Origin of the sequence: Pandoraea terrae, from assembly GCF_902459695.1 — a bacterium.
Lineage (GTDB): Bacteria > Pseudomonadota > Gammaproteobacteria > Burkholderiales > Burkholderiaceae > Pandoraea > Pandoraea terrae.
This window is the reverse complement of the sequence record NZ_CABPRZ010000010.1, coordinates 177,444-194,136: the sequence shown is the minus strand read 5'-3', so window position 1 is coordinate 194,136 and position 16,693 is coordinate 177,444. Positions and strand designations below refer to the sequence as shown.

Sequence of the window (16,693 nt, the reverse complement as noted above, 5' to 3'; positions counted from 1 at the left end):
ACATGTGTCGCGCCACACGAAGGCAACGACACAGGAAAGGGAACGGCCGCTGGGGGATACGGCTCAGAAGTTTCGTAGTTGCGCCGCACACGGCGCAAAGCTCAATACCGATACGACACGGCAAACCCTGCGGAGACCTTGCCGGTCTGAAAACCTGCAGGCTTGTAGAGCGGCGTGCCGACAAACACGTCGTATCCGAATCCGCCAAACTGCCCGCCCTGATAGCCACGCAAACCGATCACTGCGCCCGCCAGACGCGTGCCCGGCAAATGGCGGGCGCTGAATCCATGGACTTGCCCATAGTCGACACCCACATAGGCGGCGTGCGACGTTGCGCCGACAGGCGCTTGCAATTCGTTGCGCAAGAAGAAGCCGCGCTCGGCACTCAACATGGTCTCGCCGTCAAAGCCGCGCACGGTGAAGCGGCTGCCGATCGTCAGTTGGTCCGTCGCCCATAACGCACTGGCCGTGGTCTGCCCATGAAACACCGCGCTGTAGCGAAGTGGTACGCCGCCCATGCGAAACGGCACGCTCATCTGCGCATCGAGCAAAGCCATCCGATACCGGTAGGTCTGGCGCAGCGCCTCACCCGTAAACCGGTTGCGCAGCTGCGGCTGTGCACCGAACCACGGCACGCCCTGCCGCCAGCCCAGGTGGATGTCGAACTGCGCCGCGCCGACGTAGTGCCGATGGGCGACGCCCAACTGGTAGAAAGTATTGTTGCGATACTGCTGCTGGATCTCGAAGTCTTCGATATGACTTCGGCCGAAGCGGCGGCTCACCCGCGCTTCCAGCGACGTCTTGCCATTCCGGTCGCGGTGCACCACCCGTTCCACCTTGACTTCGGCCAGTTGGCTGCGCCCGCTCGACAGAAACGTCTGGTTCGCGCCGGCGACCCTCTGGAAGTATCTGCGCGTGGTCCCGAATACCGACACGGTGTTGTAGCCCCATGGCACCGAATAGGACGCACTGAGTCCCTTCGTGCCGAAGCGATCGTCGCCGGGCGACAGGTCGTGCTGCACGGACACGTCCAGCAGATCGCTCAGCCCCAATGGGCTATCGACGCCAACCGCGAGTTGTCCCTGCAAGCGGCCGGTATCGCGCGCACCGGCGTTGTCGACCGACGCCATCACGCGCCACGGGCGGTGCCGCACGACGTCAATCTCGATGTCGCTCTCCCCCGGTGTCCGGCCCGCATCGAGGCGCACGCTGACATCCCGACTCGGCACCCGCTTCAGTTGCTCGATCCCTTGCTCCAACCCGGCAAGCGTAAGCCAATCGCCCTCACGCAGCGGCATTGCATTTCGCCACGTGCCCCACCGCGGCGGATCCGAAAAACGGATCTCGCCAACCCTGCCGGGCAGGATTTCCAGCGTCAGTTCGCCGCTGCGCAGATCCTGCACAGGCACCAACGCGCGCGTCGTGACCAGACCATGCTCCGCCAACACCTGTGAGGCGTGCGCCGTGATGCGGCCGATGCCCTCCTGTCCAACGCACTGGCCAATATAGGGCTGAAGCGCCGACGGCAGAAAGCCGACGCCGGACTCCGGCCGCAACGTGATCCGATGAACGACAAAGCACGGCGTCTCCGTTGGCAACACGGTATCAACGGCTTCCGCTGCATCGGAAACAGCAACGCTCCCCGGCAACGACGCCCCATCCAGACGCACATCCGGCGCATCCGCCTGCCGCGTGCGCTCGTCCGCGTCGCGCCGCTGACGATCCCGTTGTTCGTCGTCAATCCCCTGACGCGCGGCGTCGCGAAGCGCCGGCGGCATGGCCGGTTGTGCGTATGCCGAGGTCCCCTGCGCTGCGAGCGCCATACCGGCCATCACGGCCCACGTGCATCTCGCCCCAACCAAGCTTGCTGTGACTCTGAAAATGCCATCCCCCTTTTGACGAACGTGTCAGACCTGCAATCGGGGGGCGGCGCAAGCCATGACAAGGGGCCGGATTGTGGCAGAGCCGATTCGCCTTGTCTGTCGGTTTTCGCCAAAAGCCGAAAATTTCGGATTCGTCTTAGGAGCGGGCCCACTGGAACGAAACTGACGAGAAAACAGGCGTTCGTGCCGATCTCGGTTCAGAGCGCTGTTGCTACCGGGAAGAGCAATCAGCACGGGGAAGCGGACGGTCGCCGGGGGCAAGGCCGCACAAGTCGATAGTGGGACTGCCGCGAGCGCGAGAAGACGGCCCCAATCCGACAATGCACACTTCCCATATCTCGCCGCGCATTATGAGAAACATCGGCCACGCAAAACGCGCATGATGTCACCCATGAGATGTCCCCCAGCGAAGCACACATCGCGCTGACATCAATTCAGCACGACGAAACGCAAAGCCAACCGCCACGCAAGCAAAGCAGCGCGCTCTACGCGTCCTGGGATGCAATGAAAACAACCATTCTGGAGAAATATGCCGCGAAACGCTTGCGGCGAAGCCTCACGAGAGAACACGCAGATGACCTGTAAAAACGTGTCCGGATTCAAAGTTCTTCCGCGCAAAACGGTATTTCGCGACAATCCCTGGGAGGTTGCGGAAACGGTAAGGAGGCCCCCATCTCAAGCGGAAACCTTCGTAAGGAGCATTCATGGGGTGCAAGTCGATATCGAGTGGAAGCTTGATGCCGTGTACAACATCCGGAAATCGAGATCACGCGATGCCGAAAGCGCTGCGTTCCATCTCGATGACGTCACTGCCCTGTGCAAATCGCTTGACAAAGCGCTGAGGCACATGCGTATCGCGTGGGACCAGACGTTACCGTCAATGCTGAGATTCGGGCCACCTGTGCGCTTCGTCAGCTCACAATTGCATGAGACCAACGAATCGAAAATGACAAAGTCGGCGCGCGAATTGCGTGCGGTCCTCGTCGTATACGAGGGCATCGTCGATCTGCTGATCGAACGCCTGGTCGCGAGGCAAACACTGCACAGCCTTCGCCCAGGCGAGCACGTGTCCCGGGAAGAAAACGCGCGAATGGAAGCGGAAATGGAGTCGCTCAGTCAGCGTATCAACGATACGCATGAAAACGCCGCACGCCTGTTAAAACACGCCGCGGATGTCATGCCCAAAAACAAGACCTGGCGGCTGACCAAAATGTTCACGTCCATTTTCAGCAGCACGTTAGGCATGATCGTGTCGGTAATACGCTGGATCGCCAAGACCCTCAAGGCACTGCCCGTGCTCGGATGGGTCGTTTCCGGCATCGGACTCGTTGTGGCAGTCGTCACCGCAATGGTCTCGCGCGATCGCGGGTGGGACAAAGTCGAGAAGGCACTCAACAAGTTGAAGGAATTTACGGAAAGACAGGAGAAATCGATGAACTCTGCGAACCTGACTAATCTGACAGTCGGCGTGCTCGACGCGCGAATGAAACTGAACGCACTGAAAACGCAAAACGCCGAGAACATAAGCAACTTGAGCGCAGACCTGACCAACCTGACAGTCGGCGTGCTCGACGCGCGAATGACACTGAACGACTTGAAAACGCAAAACGCCAAGAACGTAAGCCGCTTGAGCGCGGACGTGGGAGGCATCAACAACAAGCTCGAAAAACTCGACGCCAATCAGGACGAGTTCAAGCGCGCGATGACCGAAATGTTCATGGAGCTCAGTGACGCGGTAAAACAACTGCGCACCGACATCAGCCGCGGCGAAATCAAGGATGCAGCGACTGCGCTGGCCAAGGTCGACACCACCATCGATGCAAATCTCCATCGCTTGACTGGCGAAGATAGCGCCGCGCTGGCCCCCATGCGGTCGACCTCAGGCCGAGCCCCTGTAATGCACGCGATCGGGCGGCGGCGATCCTGCGGAGAATCATCGGCATTAGCCCACGATCTGGAGCGCGCCGGCAGTATGCAGCGCAGACCGTCATCTGCGCGAAATGTACAGGCTCTGAGTCGCGTATAAGCGCCACGGACGCCCCAATGGCGAAACCGCCTCATCTAAGCTAAAATAGCTGTTTCGCCTCCGTGTTTTGCCCGGATTTTCCGGCGGCATGCCCGGCGGCATCGCTCTTGTCCAATTCGTTCGCTTTGCCCGCAATGTCAGGCCGCATGCCGTTTTCCGGCGTCGGCGACTACAGGATTACGCCATGCATCCCATGCTCAATATCGCGGTGAAAGCCGCGCGCCGCGCCGGCTCGATCATCAATCGCGCCTCCCTTGACATCGACGCCGTCCGAGTCAGCAAGAAACAGCACAATGACTTCGTGACGGAAGTGGACCAAGCGGCCGAGCAAGCGATCATCCAGACCCTCCAGCAAGCCTATCCCGACCACGCCATCCTGGCCGAGGAATCGGGCGAAAGCGACCACGAATCCGAATTTCAGTGGATCATCGATCCGCTCGACGGCACCACCAATTTCATCCACGGCATGCCCTATTACTGCGTCTCGGTTGCGCTCGCGCACCGCGGCCAGGTCACGCAATCCGTCATCTACGATCCAACCCGCAATGACCTGTTCACCGCCTCGCGCGGCCGCGGCGCCTACCTGAATGAACGCCGTATCCGCGTGTCGCGCCGCGACCGCCTCGCCGATGGCCTGATCGGCACCGGCTTCCCCTATCGCGACCTGCAAGGCATCGAAAACTATCTCAAGATGTTCAGCACGATGACCGAACACTGCGCAGGCATTCGCCGTCCGGGCGCCGCCGCGCTCGATCTGGCCTACGTCGCCGCCGGGCGCATGGACGGCTTCTTCGAGCAAGGCCTGAAGCCCTGGGACATGGCCGCAGGCAGCCTGCTCGTGAGCGAAGCCGGCGGCCTCGTCGGCAACTACACCGGCGAATCCGACTTCCTGCATCAAGGCGAAATCCTCGCCGGCAACCCGAAGATGTTCGCGCAAATGGTCAAGCTGCTCGAAGGTTACTCGCGCGTGAAGGCGCCGACGCCCGCCGCTGCCCCGAAGCTGGAAACCCTGTCGATCAAGGGCGGCGAATAAGCTGCCTGGCCCCGTTCCTGCCTCCCGGCATGTTGCCGGGAAGCCAAAAAAGAAAAAGCCGGCAACGCAAATCACGCGTCGCCGGCTTTTTTGTTGCTTCAACGCAAACCGTCGAAACGCTGTCGGCTTACCCCAGGCGTGCCAGCACCGTGTCGCGGCCGAGCAGTTCGAGCACGGCATCGATCGCCGGCGTGTGCGTCGTGCCGACCGTCAACAGTCGCACCGGCATCGCCAGTTGCGGCATCTTCATGCCATGCTGGGCCAGCGTCGCCTTGAACGCCGGCGAAATCAGGTCCTTGCGCCATTCCGGCAGCGCCGCCAGTGCCGCCGCGAGATCCTTCACCGCCGCACGCGCCGCATCGGTCAGATGTTGCGCCACGTCAGCCTCGCTTGGCTGCGGCGTGCGATAGAACATCTCGGCGCTTTGCGCGATGTCCTTGATCGTGTTGGCGCGATCCTTGAACAGCCCAACCACTCCCGCCAACGACGGCCCTGCCTGCGTCGGCACGCCCGCCTTGTCCAGAAACGGTTGCGTCAGGCCGGCCAGACGATCATTGTCGGCCTGCTTGAGATACTGATTGTTCAACCACGCCAGTTTCTCGGGGTTGTGCTGCGCCGGCGACTTGCCCAGATGCTCGAGGTCGAACCATGCGACGAACTGCTCGCGCGAGAAGACTTCCGCATCGCCATGCGCCCAGCCCAGACGCGCCAGATAGTTGACGACGGCCTCCGGCAAATAACCTTCCTCGCGATACTGCACCACGCTCATCGCACCATTGCGCTTCGACATCTTCTCGCCCTGGTCGTTAAGCACCGTCGGCAAGTGGGCATACACCGGCGGTTGCTTGCCGAGTGCAGCGAAAATATTGATCTGGCGCGGGGTGTTGTTGACGTGATCGTCACCGCGAATCACGTGCGTGATCTCCATGTCGAGATCGTCCACCACCACGCAGAAGTTGTACGTCGGCGTGCCGTCCGGGCGCGCGATGACCAGATCGTCGAGCTCTTCGTTCGAAATCTCGATGCGCCCCTTCACGGCATCATCCCACACGACCGAACCGGTCAGCGGGTTCTTGAAACGCAGCACGGGCGTCACGCCCGCCGGCGGTTCGGGCAGCACCTTGCCCGGCTCCGGACGCCAGCGGCCGTCGTAACGCGGCTTCTCGCCGCGTACACGCTGTGCTTCGCGCAAGGCGTCGAGTTCTTCCATGCTCATGTAGCACGGGTACACGAGTCCCGCGTCGATCATCTGCTGCAGCACTTCGCGATAGCGATCCATGCGCTGCATTTGATAGAAGGGGCCCTCGTCGTAGTCGAGTCCGAGCCACGCCATGCCCTCGAGGATCACGTCGACGGCCTCGGTGGTGGAGCGCTCGACATCGGTATCTTCGATGCGCAGCACGAATGTGCCTTGATTGTGGCGCGCGAACGCCCACGGATAGAGAGCGGACCGAATATTGCCCAGATGGATGAAACCGGTCGGGCTCGGCGCAAAACGGGTGCGGACTTTGGTCATGATCAACGGATACGCGACGCTCCGGCGACAAAACGAAAAAGCCTGCGGCGAAGGTCACGCGCAGGCTGTCTGCCGGAATAAGGGAGCCGTCATTATATCAGCCGCCACGGGCCGCCGACCGCTCCCGCTGAGAGTTTGATCAGGCGTCGAGACGCGTGACAAAACGAGGTTGCAGATACGCATCCAGCGCTTCCGGACCGCCTTCCGAACCGTAGCCGGAGTCCTTGACGCCGCCGAACGGCACTTCCGGCAGCGCGAGGCCGGCGTGGTTGATCGTCAGCATGCCGCTTTCGATACGGGCGGCCAGACGATGCGACGTGGCTTGCGACGTCGTATACGCATAGGCGGCAAGGCCATACGGCAGACGATTGGCTTCGGCAATCGCTTCGTCTTCCGTATCGAACGGATTGATGATCGCGACGGGGCCGAACGGCTCTTCGTGCATGATCTTGGCGGACAGGGGCACGTTGCACAGCACCGTCGGCGCGTAGAAATGGCCGCCCACGGCAGCGCGCTTGCCGCCGGTCTTCAATTCAGCCCCCTGGGCCACGGCGTCGGCCACGATGGTCTCGATGGCGTCGAAGCGTTTGGCGTTGACCAGCGGCCCCATCGTCGTTTCCGGATCGAGACCATTACCGACGCGAACCTTCTCGGCAGCAGCGACGAAGGCTTCGACGAACTGATCGTACACGCCGCGTTGCACGAGGAAGCGTGTCGGGGCAATGCAGACCTGTCCCGCGTTACGGAACTTGCCACCGGCGAGATTGCGCACGGCGGCGGCGAGATCCGCATCGTTGAACACGAGTGCCGGCGCATGACCGCCCAGTTCCATCGTGGCGCGCTTCATGTGCAGGCCGGCCATCGCGGACAGTTGCTTGCCGACCGGCGTGGAGCCGGTAAACGAGACCTTGCGGATGGTCGGGTGGGGAATCAGGTACGACGAAATCTCTGCAGGCACGCCATAAACCAGGCCCAGCACCCCATCGGGCACGCCGGCATCAGCGAACGCGCGGATCAGCGCGGCGGGCGAGGCAGGCGTTTCTTCCGGGGCCTTGACGATCACCGAACAACCCGAGGCCAACGCAGCGGACACTTTCCGCACAACCTGATTGACCGGAAAATTCCACGGCGTGAATGCGGCGACGGGGCCGACGGGCGTGGGAATGACCATCTGATAGATGTTCGGTGCGCGAGCCGGAATGAGGCGGCCGTAGGCACGCTTGCCCTCTTCCGCAAAGAATTCGATGATGTCGGCGGCCGACAGCAGTTCGCCCTTGGCTTCGCCGATCGGCTTGCCCTGCTCTTGCGTCAGTTGGCGGGCAATGTCGCCCACGCGCTCGCGCAGCAGGCCCGCCGCGCGGCGCATGATCTTGGCGCGTTCGAACGGCGCGATTTCGCGCCATGTGGCGAAACCGGCTTCGGCAGCGGCCAGCGCGGCGTCCAGATCCGGCTGCGTGGCGCGCGCCACCGTACCGATGGTCTCGCCCGTAGCGGGGTTTTCGATCGGCAGTGTCAGGCCTTCAGCGCCCGCTCTCCACTGCCCGTTGATGAACAATTCGACTTGATGCGACATGCAGTGTCTCCGGTGACTTCCTGGGGGAATTTCGCAAGCATAACGTAGTCTCGCCGGACGCGTTGCCGCCCGAAAAATCCATGCGGCTCAACAAAGCCTGCAATCGCTCGCACCTGTCAACTTTGACAGTTGTACCCGCCACACACCGGGACGAAACTGGCAGCAAGACATGGACGCCATGTCCGCATGTCTTCGACAGGCACGCCACAGAAGCGATAAACATGGCCGAGAGACCAACGTGTCTCAACGGTGCGTCACCAAGACCCGTGACAAGATCGTCATCGTCGTGCGCGGCGCTTTCTCCTTGTATGTGGGCTACAGCGCGATTATCAGACTCGCTGCGGACGGAACGCTCGACTACACGTTCATCTCGGCAGGCCATACCCTCGGTCAACGCAAGACCACGCTTGAACGCCGCACAGCAGACGGCCCCCGCGACCCGACGTTCGGCGACGATGGCGTGGTCACCGACGCTCCGCCATCCAACACGGTCGAGCTCCCATCGAAGCTGATGATGCAATCCGACGGCATGCTGCTACTGTCCTCGCGGACATATGGCGCCCAGACCGGAACACGCCTGAGCCGATACTTCCTGTAAGGGGCAACAAGGGAAGGCCGACCGTGTGTCGGGACGGCGACGGCTGGCGCCCTCGGCAACCAGGCGTTCGCTGTCCCTCACGCGCCTCAATGCCGGTCAAGAATCTCACGCAGCGCCTCGGTAAGCGCCTGACACGCCGGCTCGGTCCCCACCGTAATACGCAGGAACTGCGCCACGCGCGCGTGCTTGAAGTGGCGCACGATGACCGAGCGCTCACGCAGCGCGGCGGCCAGTTGCGCGGCGTCGTGTGACGGAAGGCGCGCGAACACGAAGTTCGCTTTCGAGGGCAGCACCTCGAAACCGAGCGCCGCCAGTCGGGCGGTCAACGCTTCGCGGCTCGCGATCACCGCCTGACGCGTCTCGTCGAAATACGCCTCGTCTTCGATGGCCGCCACACCCGCCGCTTGTGCGAGCCGGTCGAGCGGATACGAGTTGAAGCTGTTCTTCACGCGCTCAAGCGCCTCAATCAGGTCCGGATGCCCGATGGCAAAGCCCAGACGCAGGCCGGCAAGCGAGCGTGACTTCGAGAGCGTCTGCACCACCAGCAGATTCGGATACTTCGCGATCAGCCCGGCAGCGCTCTCGCCACCGAAATCGATATACGCCTCATCGATCACCACGACCGAGTCCGGATTGCCCGCGAGCAGACGCTCGATCTCGCCCGAGGCCAGCACGCGGCCCGTGGGCGCGTTCGGATTCGGGAAGATGATGCCGCCGTTGGGCGTCAGGTAATCGTCCACACGGATCTCGAACGTGCCGGTCAGTGGCACGGTGTCGTACGCGACGTCATACAGGCCGCAATACACCGGATAGAAGCTGTACGTGATGTCCGGGAACAGGATCGGCTTGTCGTGGCGCAGCAGCCCCTGAAACACGTTGGCCAGCACCTCGTCGGAGCCGTTGCCCACGTGCACGTTGGCGAGCTCGAGACCGAAGCGCGTGGCGATGGCGTGCTTGAAGCGGCGCGCATCCGGATCCGGGTACAGCTTGAGCGCGTCGGCGTCGTTGCCGAGCGCTTCGCGGATCGCCGCGAGCACGCGCGGCGACGGGCCGTACGGGTTCTCGTTGGTATTGAGCTTGATCAGACGCTGCATTTGCGGCTGCTCGCCCGGGACATACGGACTCAGGTCGGCAATGCCGGCACTCCAGAAGCGGCTCATGACGTTACGCAAGGAAAGAGGATGGAAAAACGGCGCCCCCATTTGGGCGCGCCGTGAAACTTCGGTTTAATTCGCCAGACCGCGCGCCAGATCGTTCTGAATATCGTTCGGCGACTCCAGGCCAACCGCCAGGCGAATCAGCCCTTCGGTAATGCCCGCCGCCGCCCGCGCCTCCGGCGTAATCCGGCCGTGCGTCGTGCTCGCCGGATGGGTGATCGTCGTACGCGTGTCGCCCAGATTGCCCGTGATCGAGCAGACCTGCGAATTGTCGATCACGCGCCACGCGTTCTCGCGTTGCTCCGCCGGCGTCGCACCCTTCAACTCGAACGCGACGATCGCCCCGCCCGCCTTTTGCTGACGCTGCGCCAGCGCATACTGCGGATGCGAAGGCAGGCCCGGATAGAACACACGCGCGACCTGCGGCTGCTGCTCAAGCCACTGCGCCACCGCCAACGCGTTCGCCGATTGCTTCTCCACACGCAGCGACAAGGTTTCCATGCCCTTGAGCAATACCCATGCGTTGAATGCCGACAAGGTCGGCCCGGCGCTGCGCACGAACGGGAATACCTTGCCCATGATGAACGCCTTCGTGCCCACCACCGCACCGCCCAGCACACGACCCTGGCCATCCAGGTACTTGGTCGCCGAATGCACGATCACGTCCGCGCCCATCTCGATCGGACGCTGCAAGGCCGGCGTGCAGAAGCAGTTGTCGACCACGAACAACGCATTCGCCTCCTTCGCGATCCTGCCGACGGCCGCGATGTCCGCGATCTCCGTCAACGGATTCGACGGCGTTTCCAGGAAAAACAGTTTCGTGTTCGGCTTGATCGCCGCGCGCCAGGCGTCCAGATCGGTCGGATCGACGAATGTCGTTTCAATGCCGAAACGATTGAAAATCGTGGCAAAAACGTTCAGCGTCGAACCGAAAATGCTCTGCGAACTCACAATGTGGTCGCCGGCATTCAACACGCTCATCACCACCGACACGATCGCGCTCATGCCCGATGCGGTCGCCATGCAGGCCTCGGCGCCCTCGAGGGCGGCCAGACGGTCCTGGAACATCGAAACCGTGGGATTGGTGAAGCGCGAGTAAGTGAAGCCCTCTTCGGAATGCGCGAAACGTTCGGCAGCCTCGGCAGCGCTCTTGAAGACGAAGCTGGAAGTCAGGAACAACGCCTCGGAGTGCTCGTTGAAGTCCGAACGCTGGGTGCCGGCGCGCACCGCCAGCGTGTCGAAATCGAAGGAATCCATATGGGTCTGCGTCCTTGCAAATAAATAAAAAAGCCCGTTTCGCTTGGCAGCAAAACGGGCTCGAAATCCATCTGTCTAGGCCTCGCTTTAGCTGATTCGGGGCAACCCCCACGTCCGCAAGCTGAAATCAAATCGACGTGAACACAGTGTAGCACGTTGCGGCGGACAACGGAAAGACCGTGCCACCCGGCCGCAACGCCGGTCTTAGAGGCCCAGTTGCGAGCCCCGGTCGTCGTCGCCCGCGTCGTTGCCTTCGTCGCCGCCGGCATCGCGCTCCGGCGCCGCCTTCGGTGCCTTGCGCGATTGCTCGAGCCGGTCCAGATACGCCGGCGTCACGTCGCCCGTGATGTACTTGCCGTCAAAACACGACGAATCGAAGTCGCCCAGCGCCGGATTGATGTCGCGCACGGCCTTCTTCATGTCCTCGACATCCTGATAAATCAGCTCGTCGGCACCGATGATGCGCGCCACTTCTTCATCCGTGCGGCCATGCGCCACAAGTTCGCTGCGCGTCGGCATGTCGATGCCGTACACGTTCGGGAACTTCACCGGCGGCGCCGCCGAGGCAAAAATCACCTTCTTCGCGCCCGCGTCACGCGCCATCTGCACGATTTCCTGGCTCGTCGTGCCACGCACGATCGAATCGTCGACGATCAGCACGTTCTTGCCCTGGAACTCCACGCGCATGGCATTGAGCTTCTGGCGCACCGACTTCTTGCGTACCGCCTGGCCCGGCATGATGAACGTGCGGCCCACGTAGCGGTTCTTGAAAAAGCCCTCGCGGTAATTCACGCCCAGTTGCTTGGCCACCTGCATCGCGGCTGGACGGCTCGAATCGGGAATCGGCATGACAACGTCGATGTCGCCGGGCTTGACCGTGCGCTTGATCTTTTCCGCCAGGTAGTCGCCCATGCGCAGGCGCGCATCGTACACCGGCACCCCGTCCAGGCACGAATCCGGACGCGCCAGATACACCAGTTCGAAAATGCAGGGATTGAGCACCGGCGCGTCGGCGCACTGATGGGCGAAGAACTCGCCGTCGTTGCTGACGAAGATCGCCTCGCCCGGCGCAACGTCGCGCACGAACGTGAAACCCATGCCTTCGAGCGCCACCGATTCCGAAGCGATCATCCACTCGGTGCCGCTCGGGCCATCGAAACGGCCAATGCACAGCGGACGGATACCGTTAGGATCGCGGAAGGCCAGCAGACCGAAACCGGCGATGACCGACACGATCGCATACGACCCCTTCAGGCGGCGATGCACGCCCGACACCGCCGTGAACAGCGCGTCGCGCGTCAGGCCGTCGCGCGAACTCGATTGCAGCTCGTGCGCGAGCACGTTGAGCAGCACTTCCGAGTCGGACGTCGTATTGATATGACGGCGGTCGATGCGGAACATCTCGTCCTTGAGCTGTTCCCAGTTCGTCAGGTTGCCGTTGTGGGCCATGACGATGCCGTACGGTGCGTTCACGTAGAACGGTTGGGCTTCCTCGGAGCTCGACGAGCCGGCCGTCGGATAACGCACCTGGCCGATGCCGATGTGGCCCGGCAGGCTGCGCATGTTGCGAGTCCGGAAGACATCCCGCACCATGCCGTTGCCCTTTTGCATGTAGAAGGATTTGCCATTCGTGGTAGCAATGCCGGCGGCATCCTGCCCGCGGTGCTGCAGCAGCAGCAAGCTATCGTAAATGAACTGATTGACCGGAGATTTGGAGACTACGCCTACAATGCCACACATGGCACGAATCCTTCAAAAAACATCGAAACCTGCGCCGAACGGACCCTATTATCCGTCAGCTTGAATCCTTCTGCACATACCCGTCCCGCGGGGCGGCAACATCCTTGTGGACGTACTGCGCCACCGCGTCGGGCAGCCAGGGCCGGAGTTGTTCCAGGCCCGCCTCGACCCACGGCCGCACCATCGAGTGCTGCCAGGCCGGCAGCTTGGGCAACTCCGTGAATCTGGAGGCGATCAGCAGCAACATCAAGAGCAACGCGCCCCGGACAATGCCGAACATCATTCCCAGGCCACGGTCCACGGGACGCAGGCCGATGACGTCCGTCACGCGGCCGATCAACGCGCTCACGATGCCCGAGCCGAATACCACGGCCACCAACACCAGCAAAAATCCCAGGGCCCCCTGCGTCAGCTTCTCGCCGGGCAGATTGGCCGGCAGCCACTGCGCGACCGTCGGCCCGAACGCTCGGGCGACGAAAAAGGCGACCACCCAACCCACGAGGTTGAAGAGCTCGCGCACCAGTCCACGCAGCATGCCCAGCAGCATCGACCCCAGCAAAATCGCCAGTGCCGCGTAATCCACGCCGGTCAGCAAACCGGCACTCACGGTTTCGTTCAAATCAGCCCTCGACGATCTGCGCCGTCAGGCCGATATCGCGAATCTTCTTGCCCGCAGATTCGGCACTGTTCTTGTCCGAAAACGGCCCCGCGCGCAGCAGATACAACATCCGGTCGTCGATCTTCTTCTTTTCCATGTAGCTCGGCACATTCACGAGCTTCAGCTTGACGAGCCAGGCTCTCGCACGATCTTCGCTCGCAAACGCCCCGATACGGATCACGTAATGCCCCGTGCCCGCCGCCTTTTCGGACGGCGCAGGCGTCGCCGCCGCATCCTTCTTCGGCTCGGGCTTTACGTCAGGCTTCGCTTCGTGCTTGATCTCGGGTTTGGCATCGGGCAAGGCCCGCGCAGCTTGCGCGGCCACCGGCTTGGCCGGCGGCGTCTGGACAACCGGCGGATTCGGCGGATTCGCCGGATTGGCCGTATCGGCCGGCTCAGTGATCGGGGCCGGCGTGGGTATCGCAGAGGGTTTGAGCGCAGCCGCATTGGCGGTGTCCGCCGCCCGGCCGGTATCGTCCGGCTTGGCCGCGGCGCTACTGCCCACCCCTTGCCGCACTTCTTCTTCGCCGCTATCCAGGCTTTGCTGCGCCGCCTTCACATGCACAGGCGGCAGCGAGGCATCCTTGCCCGGAATCTGGATGGCAATGTCGTCGGTGGTCGATTTCGGTTCCGGGGCGAGCACCATCGGCAGAATGATGACGGCGGCCAACACCAGCGCGAGGGCGCCGACCAGGCGACGGCGGGCGCGCTGCTTTTCCGGCAGAAGCGGATCGAGCTGCTCGTGTTCGCTGTATTCCCCGCCGGCGGCCGTGCGCGCACCGGTGCGGGGACTCCGGCGGCTTCCGCGCTTCGGAGGTACGGTTTCGGCGTCTTTTTTGCGAAACGAAAACAATCCCATAAGCCAGGCTCAGGTCGTGACACGCGCCGTGGAGCGCACGGCGCGCGTCGAATGCAGGATTTCAGTGGCGCTGCGATTTCCGGTAGGCCATGACGCCGGCTACCGTAAAGAACGATCCAAAAACAACGATTCTATCATTCTCCCCACAAAGCTTTAGCGCGGCGGCGAAAGCCGCTTCGGGAGATGCGTGTTGCGCGACGGAATGGTCGGCGTCCTCACGGAACCCGACGGCACGCAAATCGGCTTCCAGCGCCGCCGCATCGGCCGCGCGCGGCGTCGGCAGGCCGCACAGGTGCCAATGGTCGACTTTGTCCACCATATGACGCAACACACCCTCGATGTCCTTGTCGGCCATCGCGCCGAACACGGCGTACGTGTACGGAAAGAAGCCCATGCCGTCGAGGTTGTGGCCCAGCGCCGCCGCCGCATGCGGATTGTGCGCGACGTCGAGCACTACCGCCGGACGCCCCGGCACCACCTGGAAGCGCCCCGGCAGCTCAACGGTCGCCAACCCCAGGCGAATGTCCTGCGCGGACACCGGCAATTCGGCGCGCATCGATTCGAGCGCGGCCAGCGCCGCCGACGCGTTGAGCAGCTGGTTGGCGCCGCGCAGGGCCGGGTAGGCCAACGCCGGACGCCGCATGCTGCGCCCCGCATAGCTCCATTGCTGCTTGTCGCCCTGATAGTTGAAATCGCGGCCAAATAGCCACAGATCGGCGCCGATACGTTCAGCCTCGGCGATCAAGGTGGCCGGCGGCATCGGATCGCCGCACACGGCCGGTTTGCCGGCGCGGAAGATCCCGGCCTTCTCAATCGCGATCGCGTCGCGCGTATCGCCGAGATACTGCTGGTGATCGATGTCGATGCTTGTGATGACGGCGCAATCAGCGTCGACGATGTTCACCGCGTCGAGACGCCCGCCAAGGCCGACTTCGAGAATCACCGCATCGAGTCCGCTGGCGGCGAACATGTGCATGATCGCCAGCGTGGTGAACTCGAAATACGTTAGCGATACCGGCGTGTCGAAGCTGTTGCGCGCGGTCTCCACGGCTTCGAAATGCGGAAGCAGCTGCGCATCGGCAACCACTTCGCCGTTCACGCGCGCGCGCTCGTTGAAACTCAGCAGATGGGGAGACGTATGGCAACCGACGCGATAACCGGCCGCCAGGAGGATCGCTTCGATGATCGCGCAGGTCGAGCCCTTGCCGTTGGTGCCGCCCACTGTGAAGACCGGGCACGGAAAGCGCAGGCCGAGCGCGTCCTTGACGCGGCCGATGCGGGCAAGACCCATATCGATGCCTACCGGATGCGCCGTTTCCAGATGGGCGAGCCAGGCATCGAGGGTGGAGAAAGTCGGCATGTATTTCAGGAAAAGAGAAAGCGCGGCGGTGCACAAGTACCCCGCCGCGCTTTTTTACCACGATTGCGTAACAACAGGGCCGTCGTTACGCATTGTTTCATTAGCTGCCGTTCGCTCAGGCCACGGCGTCGGCCGGCTGACGCTCCATCAGCGCGATCAGCCGGGCGATTTCCTCGCGCATCTTGCGGCGGTCGACGATCATGTCGATGGCGCCCTTCTGCAGCAGGAACTCCGAACGCTGGAAGCCTTCCGGCAGCTTCTCGCGTACCGTCTGCTCGATCACGCGCGGACCGGCAAAGCCGATCAGCGCACGCGGCTCGGCAATCACAACGTCGCCCAGGAACGCGAAGCTCGCCGACACGCCGCCCATGGTCGGATCCGTCAACACCGAAATGAACGGCAGCTTGGCTTCCGCGAGTTTGGTCAGCATGGCCGTGGTCTTGGCCATCTGCATCAGCGACAGCAGGCTTTCCTGCATGCGCGCGCCGCCCGAAGCGGTCACACAGATGAACGGCACGCCCTGCTCCAGCGCATTTTGCGCACCGCGCGCGAAACGCTCGCCGACGACGGAGCCCATCGAGCCGCCCATGAAGGCGAACTCGAAGCACGCCACCACGACCGGCAAGGTGTGGATGGCGCCGCCCATCACGACCATGGCGTCGGTTTCACCGGTGTCGTCCATGGCTTCCTTGATGCGCTCGGGATACTTGCGGCTGTCCTTGAACTTGAGCGCGTCGACGGGCACGATCTCCTGGCCCAGTTCGTAACGGCCTTCCGGGTCGAGCAGCGCATCGAGACGCGCACGCGCACCGATGCGCATGTGGTGATCGCACTTCGGGCAGACGTGCAGATTGGCCTCGACGTCGTTGCGATACAGCACCGCTTCGCACGACGGACACTTGATCCACAGGCCTTCAGGAATGCTCTTGTTACGCTGCGTCGGGTCAGTTTGCTTGATCTTCGGGGGAAGCAGCTTGTCGAGCCAACTCATAGTTTCTCCTTGGCCATTGCGGCGGCCGTTTTGGTTTCGCCC

Annotated in this window: 13 protein-coding genes; 3 read left to right on the top strand and 10 right to left on the bottom strand. The window is 62.7% G+C overall.

What is annotated here, in order from left to right; translation table 11 throughout:
* Positions 1-101 precede the first annotated feature (101 nt).
* Positions 102-1,832 carry a ShlB/FhaC/HecB family hemolysin secretion/activation protein gene (locus tag PTE30175_RS14035; RefSeq protein WP_224788772.1) on the bottom strand — a complete coding sequence of 577 codons (1,731 nt, stop codon included), beginning with the start codon at positions 1,830-1,832 and terminating at the stop codon, positions 102-104.
* Between the two features lie 952 nt (positions 1,833-2,784).
* Between PTE30175_RS14035 and PTE30175_RS14030 the strand changes: the two genes are divergently transcribed.
* Both PTE30175_RS14030 and PTE30175_RS14025 read left to right on the top strand, forming a co-directional pair.
* Entirely contained in the window at positions 2,785-3,909 is a 1,125-nt protein-coding gene (locus PTE30175_RS14030) for a hypothetical protein (RefSeq protein WP_150697673.1), read from the top strand.
* 184 nt (positions 3,910-4,093) lie between these two features.
* Positions 4,094-4,942, top strand: a complete 849-nt coding sequence (locus PTE30175_RS14025) for an inositol monophosphatase family protein (protein WP_150697672.1) — start codon at positions 4,094-4,096, stop codon at positions 4,940-4,942.
* A gap of 127 nt (positions 4,943-5,069) precedes the next feature.
* Here the strand turns inward: PTE30175_RS14025 and gltX are convergent, their stop codons facing one another.
* Together gltX and PTE30175_RS14015 are read right to left on the bottom strand one after the other, a co-directional pair.
* Positions 5,070-6,461 (bottom strand): glutamate--tRNA ligase, encoded by a 1,392-nt coding sequence (gltX, locus tag PTE30175_RS14020; protein WP_150697684.1) that lies wholly within the window; start codon positions 6,459-6,461, stop codon positions 5,070-5,072.
* Positions 6,462-6,597: 136 nt separating this feature from the next.
* On the bottom strand, positions 6,598-8,031 hold the full coding sequence (locus tag PTE30175_RS14015) for an NAD-dependent succinate-semialdehyde dehydrogenase (RefSeq protein WP_150697671.1): 1,434 nt from the start codon (positions 8,029-8,031) through the stop codon (positions 6,598-6,600).
* Positions 8,032-8,269: 238 nt separating this feature from the next.
* Here PTE30175_RS14015 and PTE30175_RS14010 point away from each other — a divergent pair, with 238 nt between their 5' ends.
* Complete coding sequence (locus tag PTE30175_RS14010) at positions 8,270-8,629, top strand: delta-60 repeat domain-containing protein (RefSeq protein WP_191629054.1); 360 nt, start codon at positions 8,270-8,272, stop codon at positions 8,627-8,629.
* A gap of 86 nt (positions 8,630-8,715) precedes the next feature.
* Here the strand turns inward: PTE30175_RS14010 and hisC are convergent, their stop codons facing one another.
* The 7 genes from hisC to accD all read right to left on the bottom strand — a co-directional run bounded on the left by hisC (position 8,716) and on the right by accD (position 16,651).
* On the bottom strand, positions 8,716-9,789 hold the full coding sequence (gene hisC, locus PTE30175_RS14005) for a histidinol-phosphate transaminase (protein ID WP_150697669.1): 1,074 nt from the start codon (positions 9,787-9,789) through the stop codon (positions 8,716-8,718).
* Between the two features lie 66 nt (positions 9,790-9,855).
* Positions 9,856-11,043, bottom strand: a complete 1,188-nt coding sequence (locus PTE30175_RS14000) for an O-succinylhomoserine sulfhydrylase (RefSeq protein WP_150697668.1) — start codon at positions 11,041-11,043, stop codon at positions 9,856-9,858.
* Positions 11,044-11,247: 204 nt separating this feature from the next.
* The gene (purF, locus tag PTE30175_RS13995; protein ID WP_150697667.1) at positions 11,248-12,783 is read right to left on the bottom strand and encodes an amidophosphoribosyltransferase; all 1,536 of its coding nucleotides are present in this window, start codon (positions 12,781-12,783) and stop codon (positions 11,248-11,250) included.
* Positions 12,784-12,838: 55 nt separating this feature from the next.
* The gene (locus tag PTE30175_RS13990; RefSeq protein WP_224788766.1) at positions 12,839-13,402 is read right to left on the bottom strand and encodes a CvpA family protein; all 564 of its coding nucleotides are present in this window, start codon (positions 13,400-13,402) and stop codon (positions 12,839-12,841) included.
* Between the two features lies 1 nt (position 13,403).
* A complete protein-coding gene (locus PTE30175_RS13985; RefSeq protein ID WP_150697666.1) occupies positions 13,404-14,300 on the bottom strand; it encodes an SPOR domain-containing protein in 897 nt (298 codons plus the stop codon).
* Between the two features lie 61 nt (positions 14,301-14,361).
* Positions 14,362-15,660 carry a bifunctional tetrahydrofolate synthase/dihydrofolate synthase gene (gene folC, locus PTE30175_RS13980; RefSeq protein ID WP_150697665.1) on the bottom strand — a complete coding sequence of 433 codons (1,299 nt, stop codon included), beginning with the start codon at positions 15,658-15,660 and terminating at the stop codon, positions 14,362-14,364.
* Between the two features lie 115 nt (positions 15,661-15,775).
* Complete coding sequence (gene accD, locus PTE30175_RS13975; RefSeq protein ID WP_150697664.1) at positions 15,776-16,651, bottom strand: acetyl-CoA carboxylase, carboxyltransferase subunit beta; 876 nt, start codon at positions 16,649-16,651, stop codon at positions 15,776-15,778.
* Between the last annotated feature and the right edge of the window lie 42 nt (positions 16,652-16,693).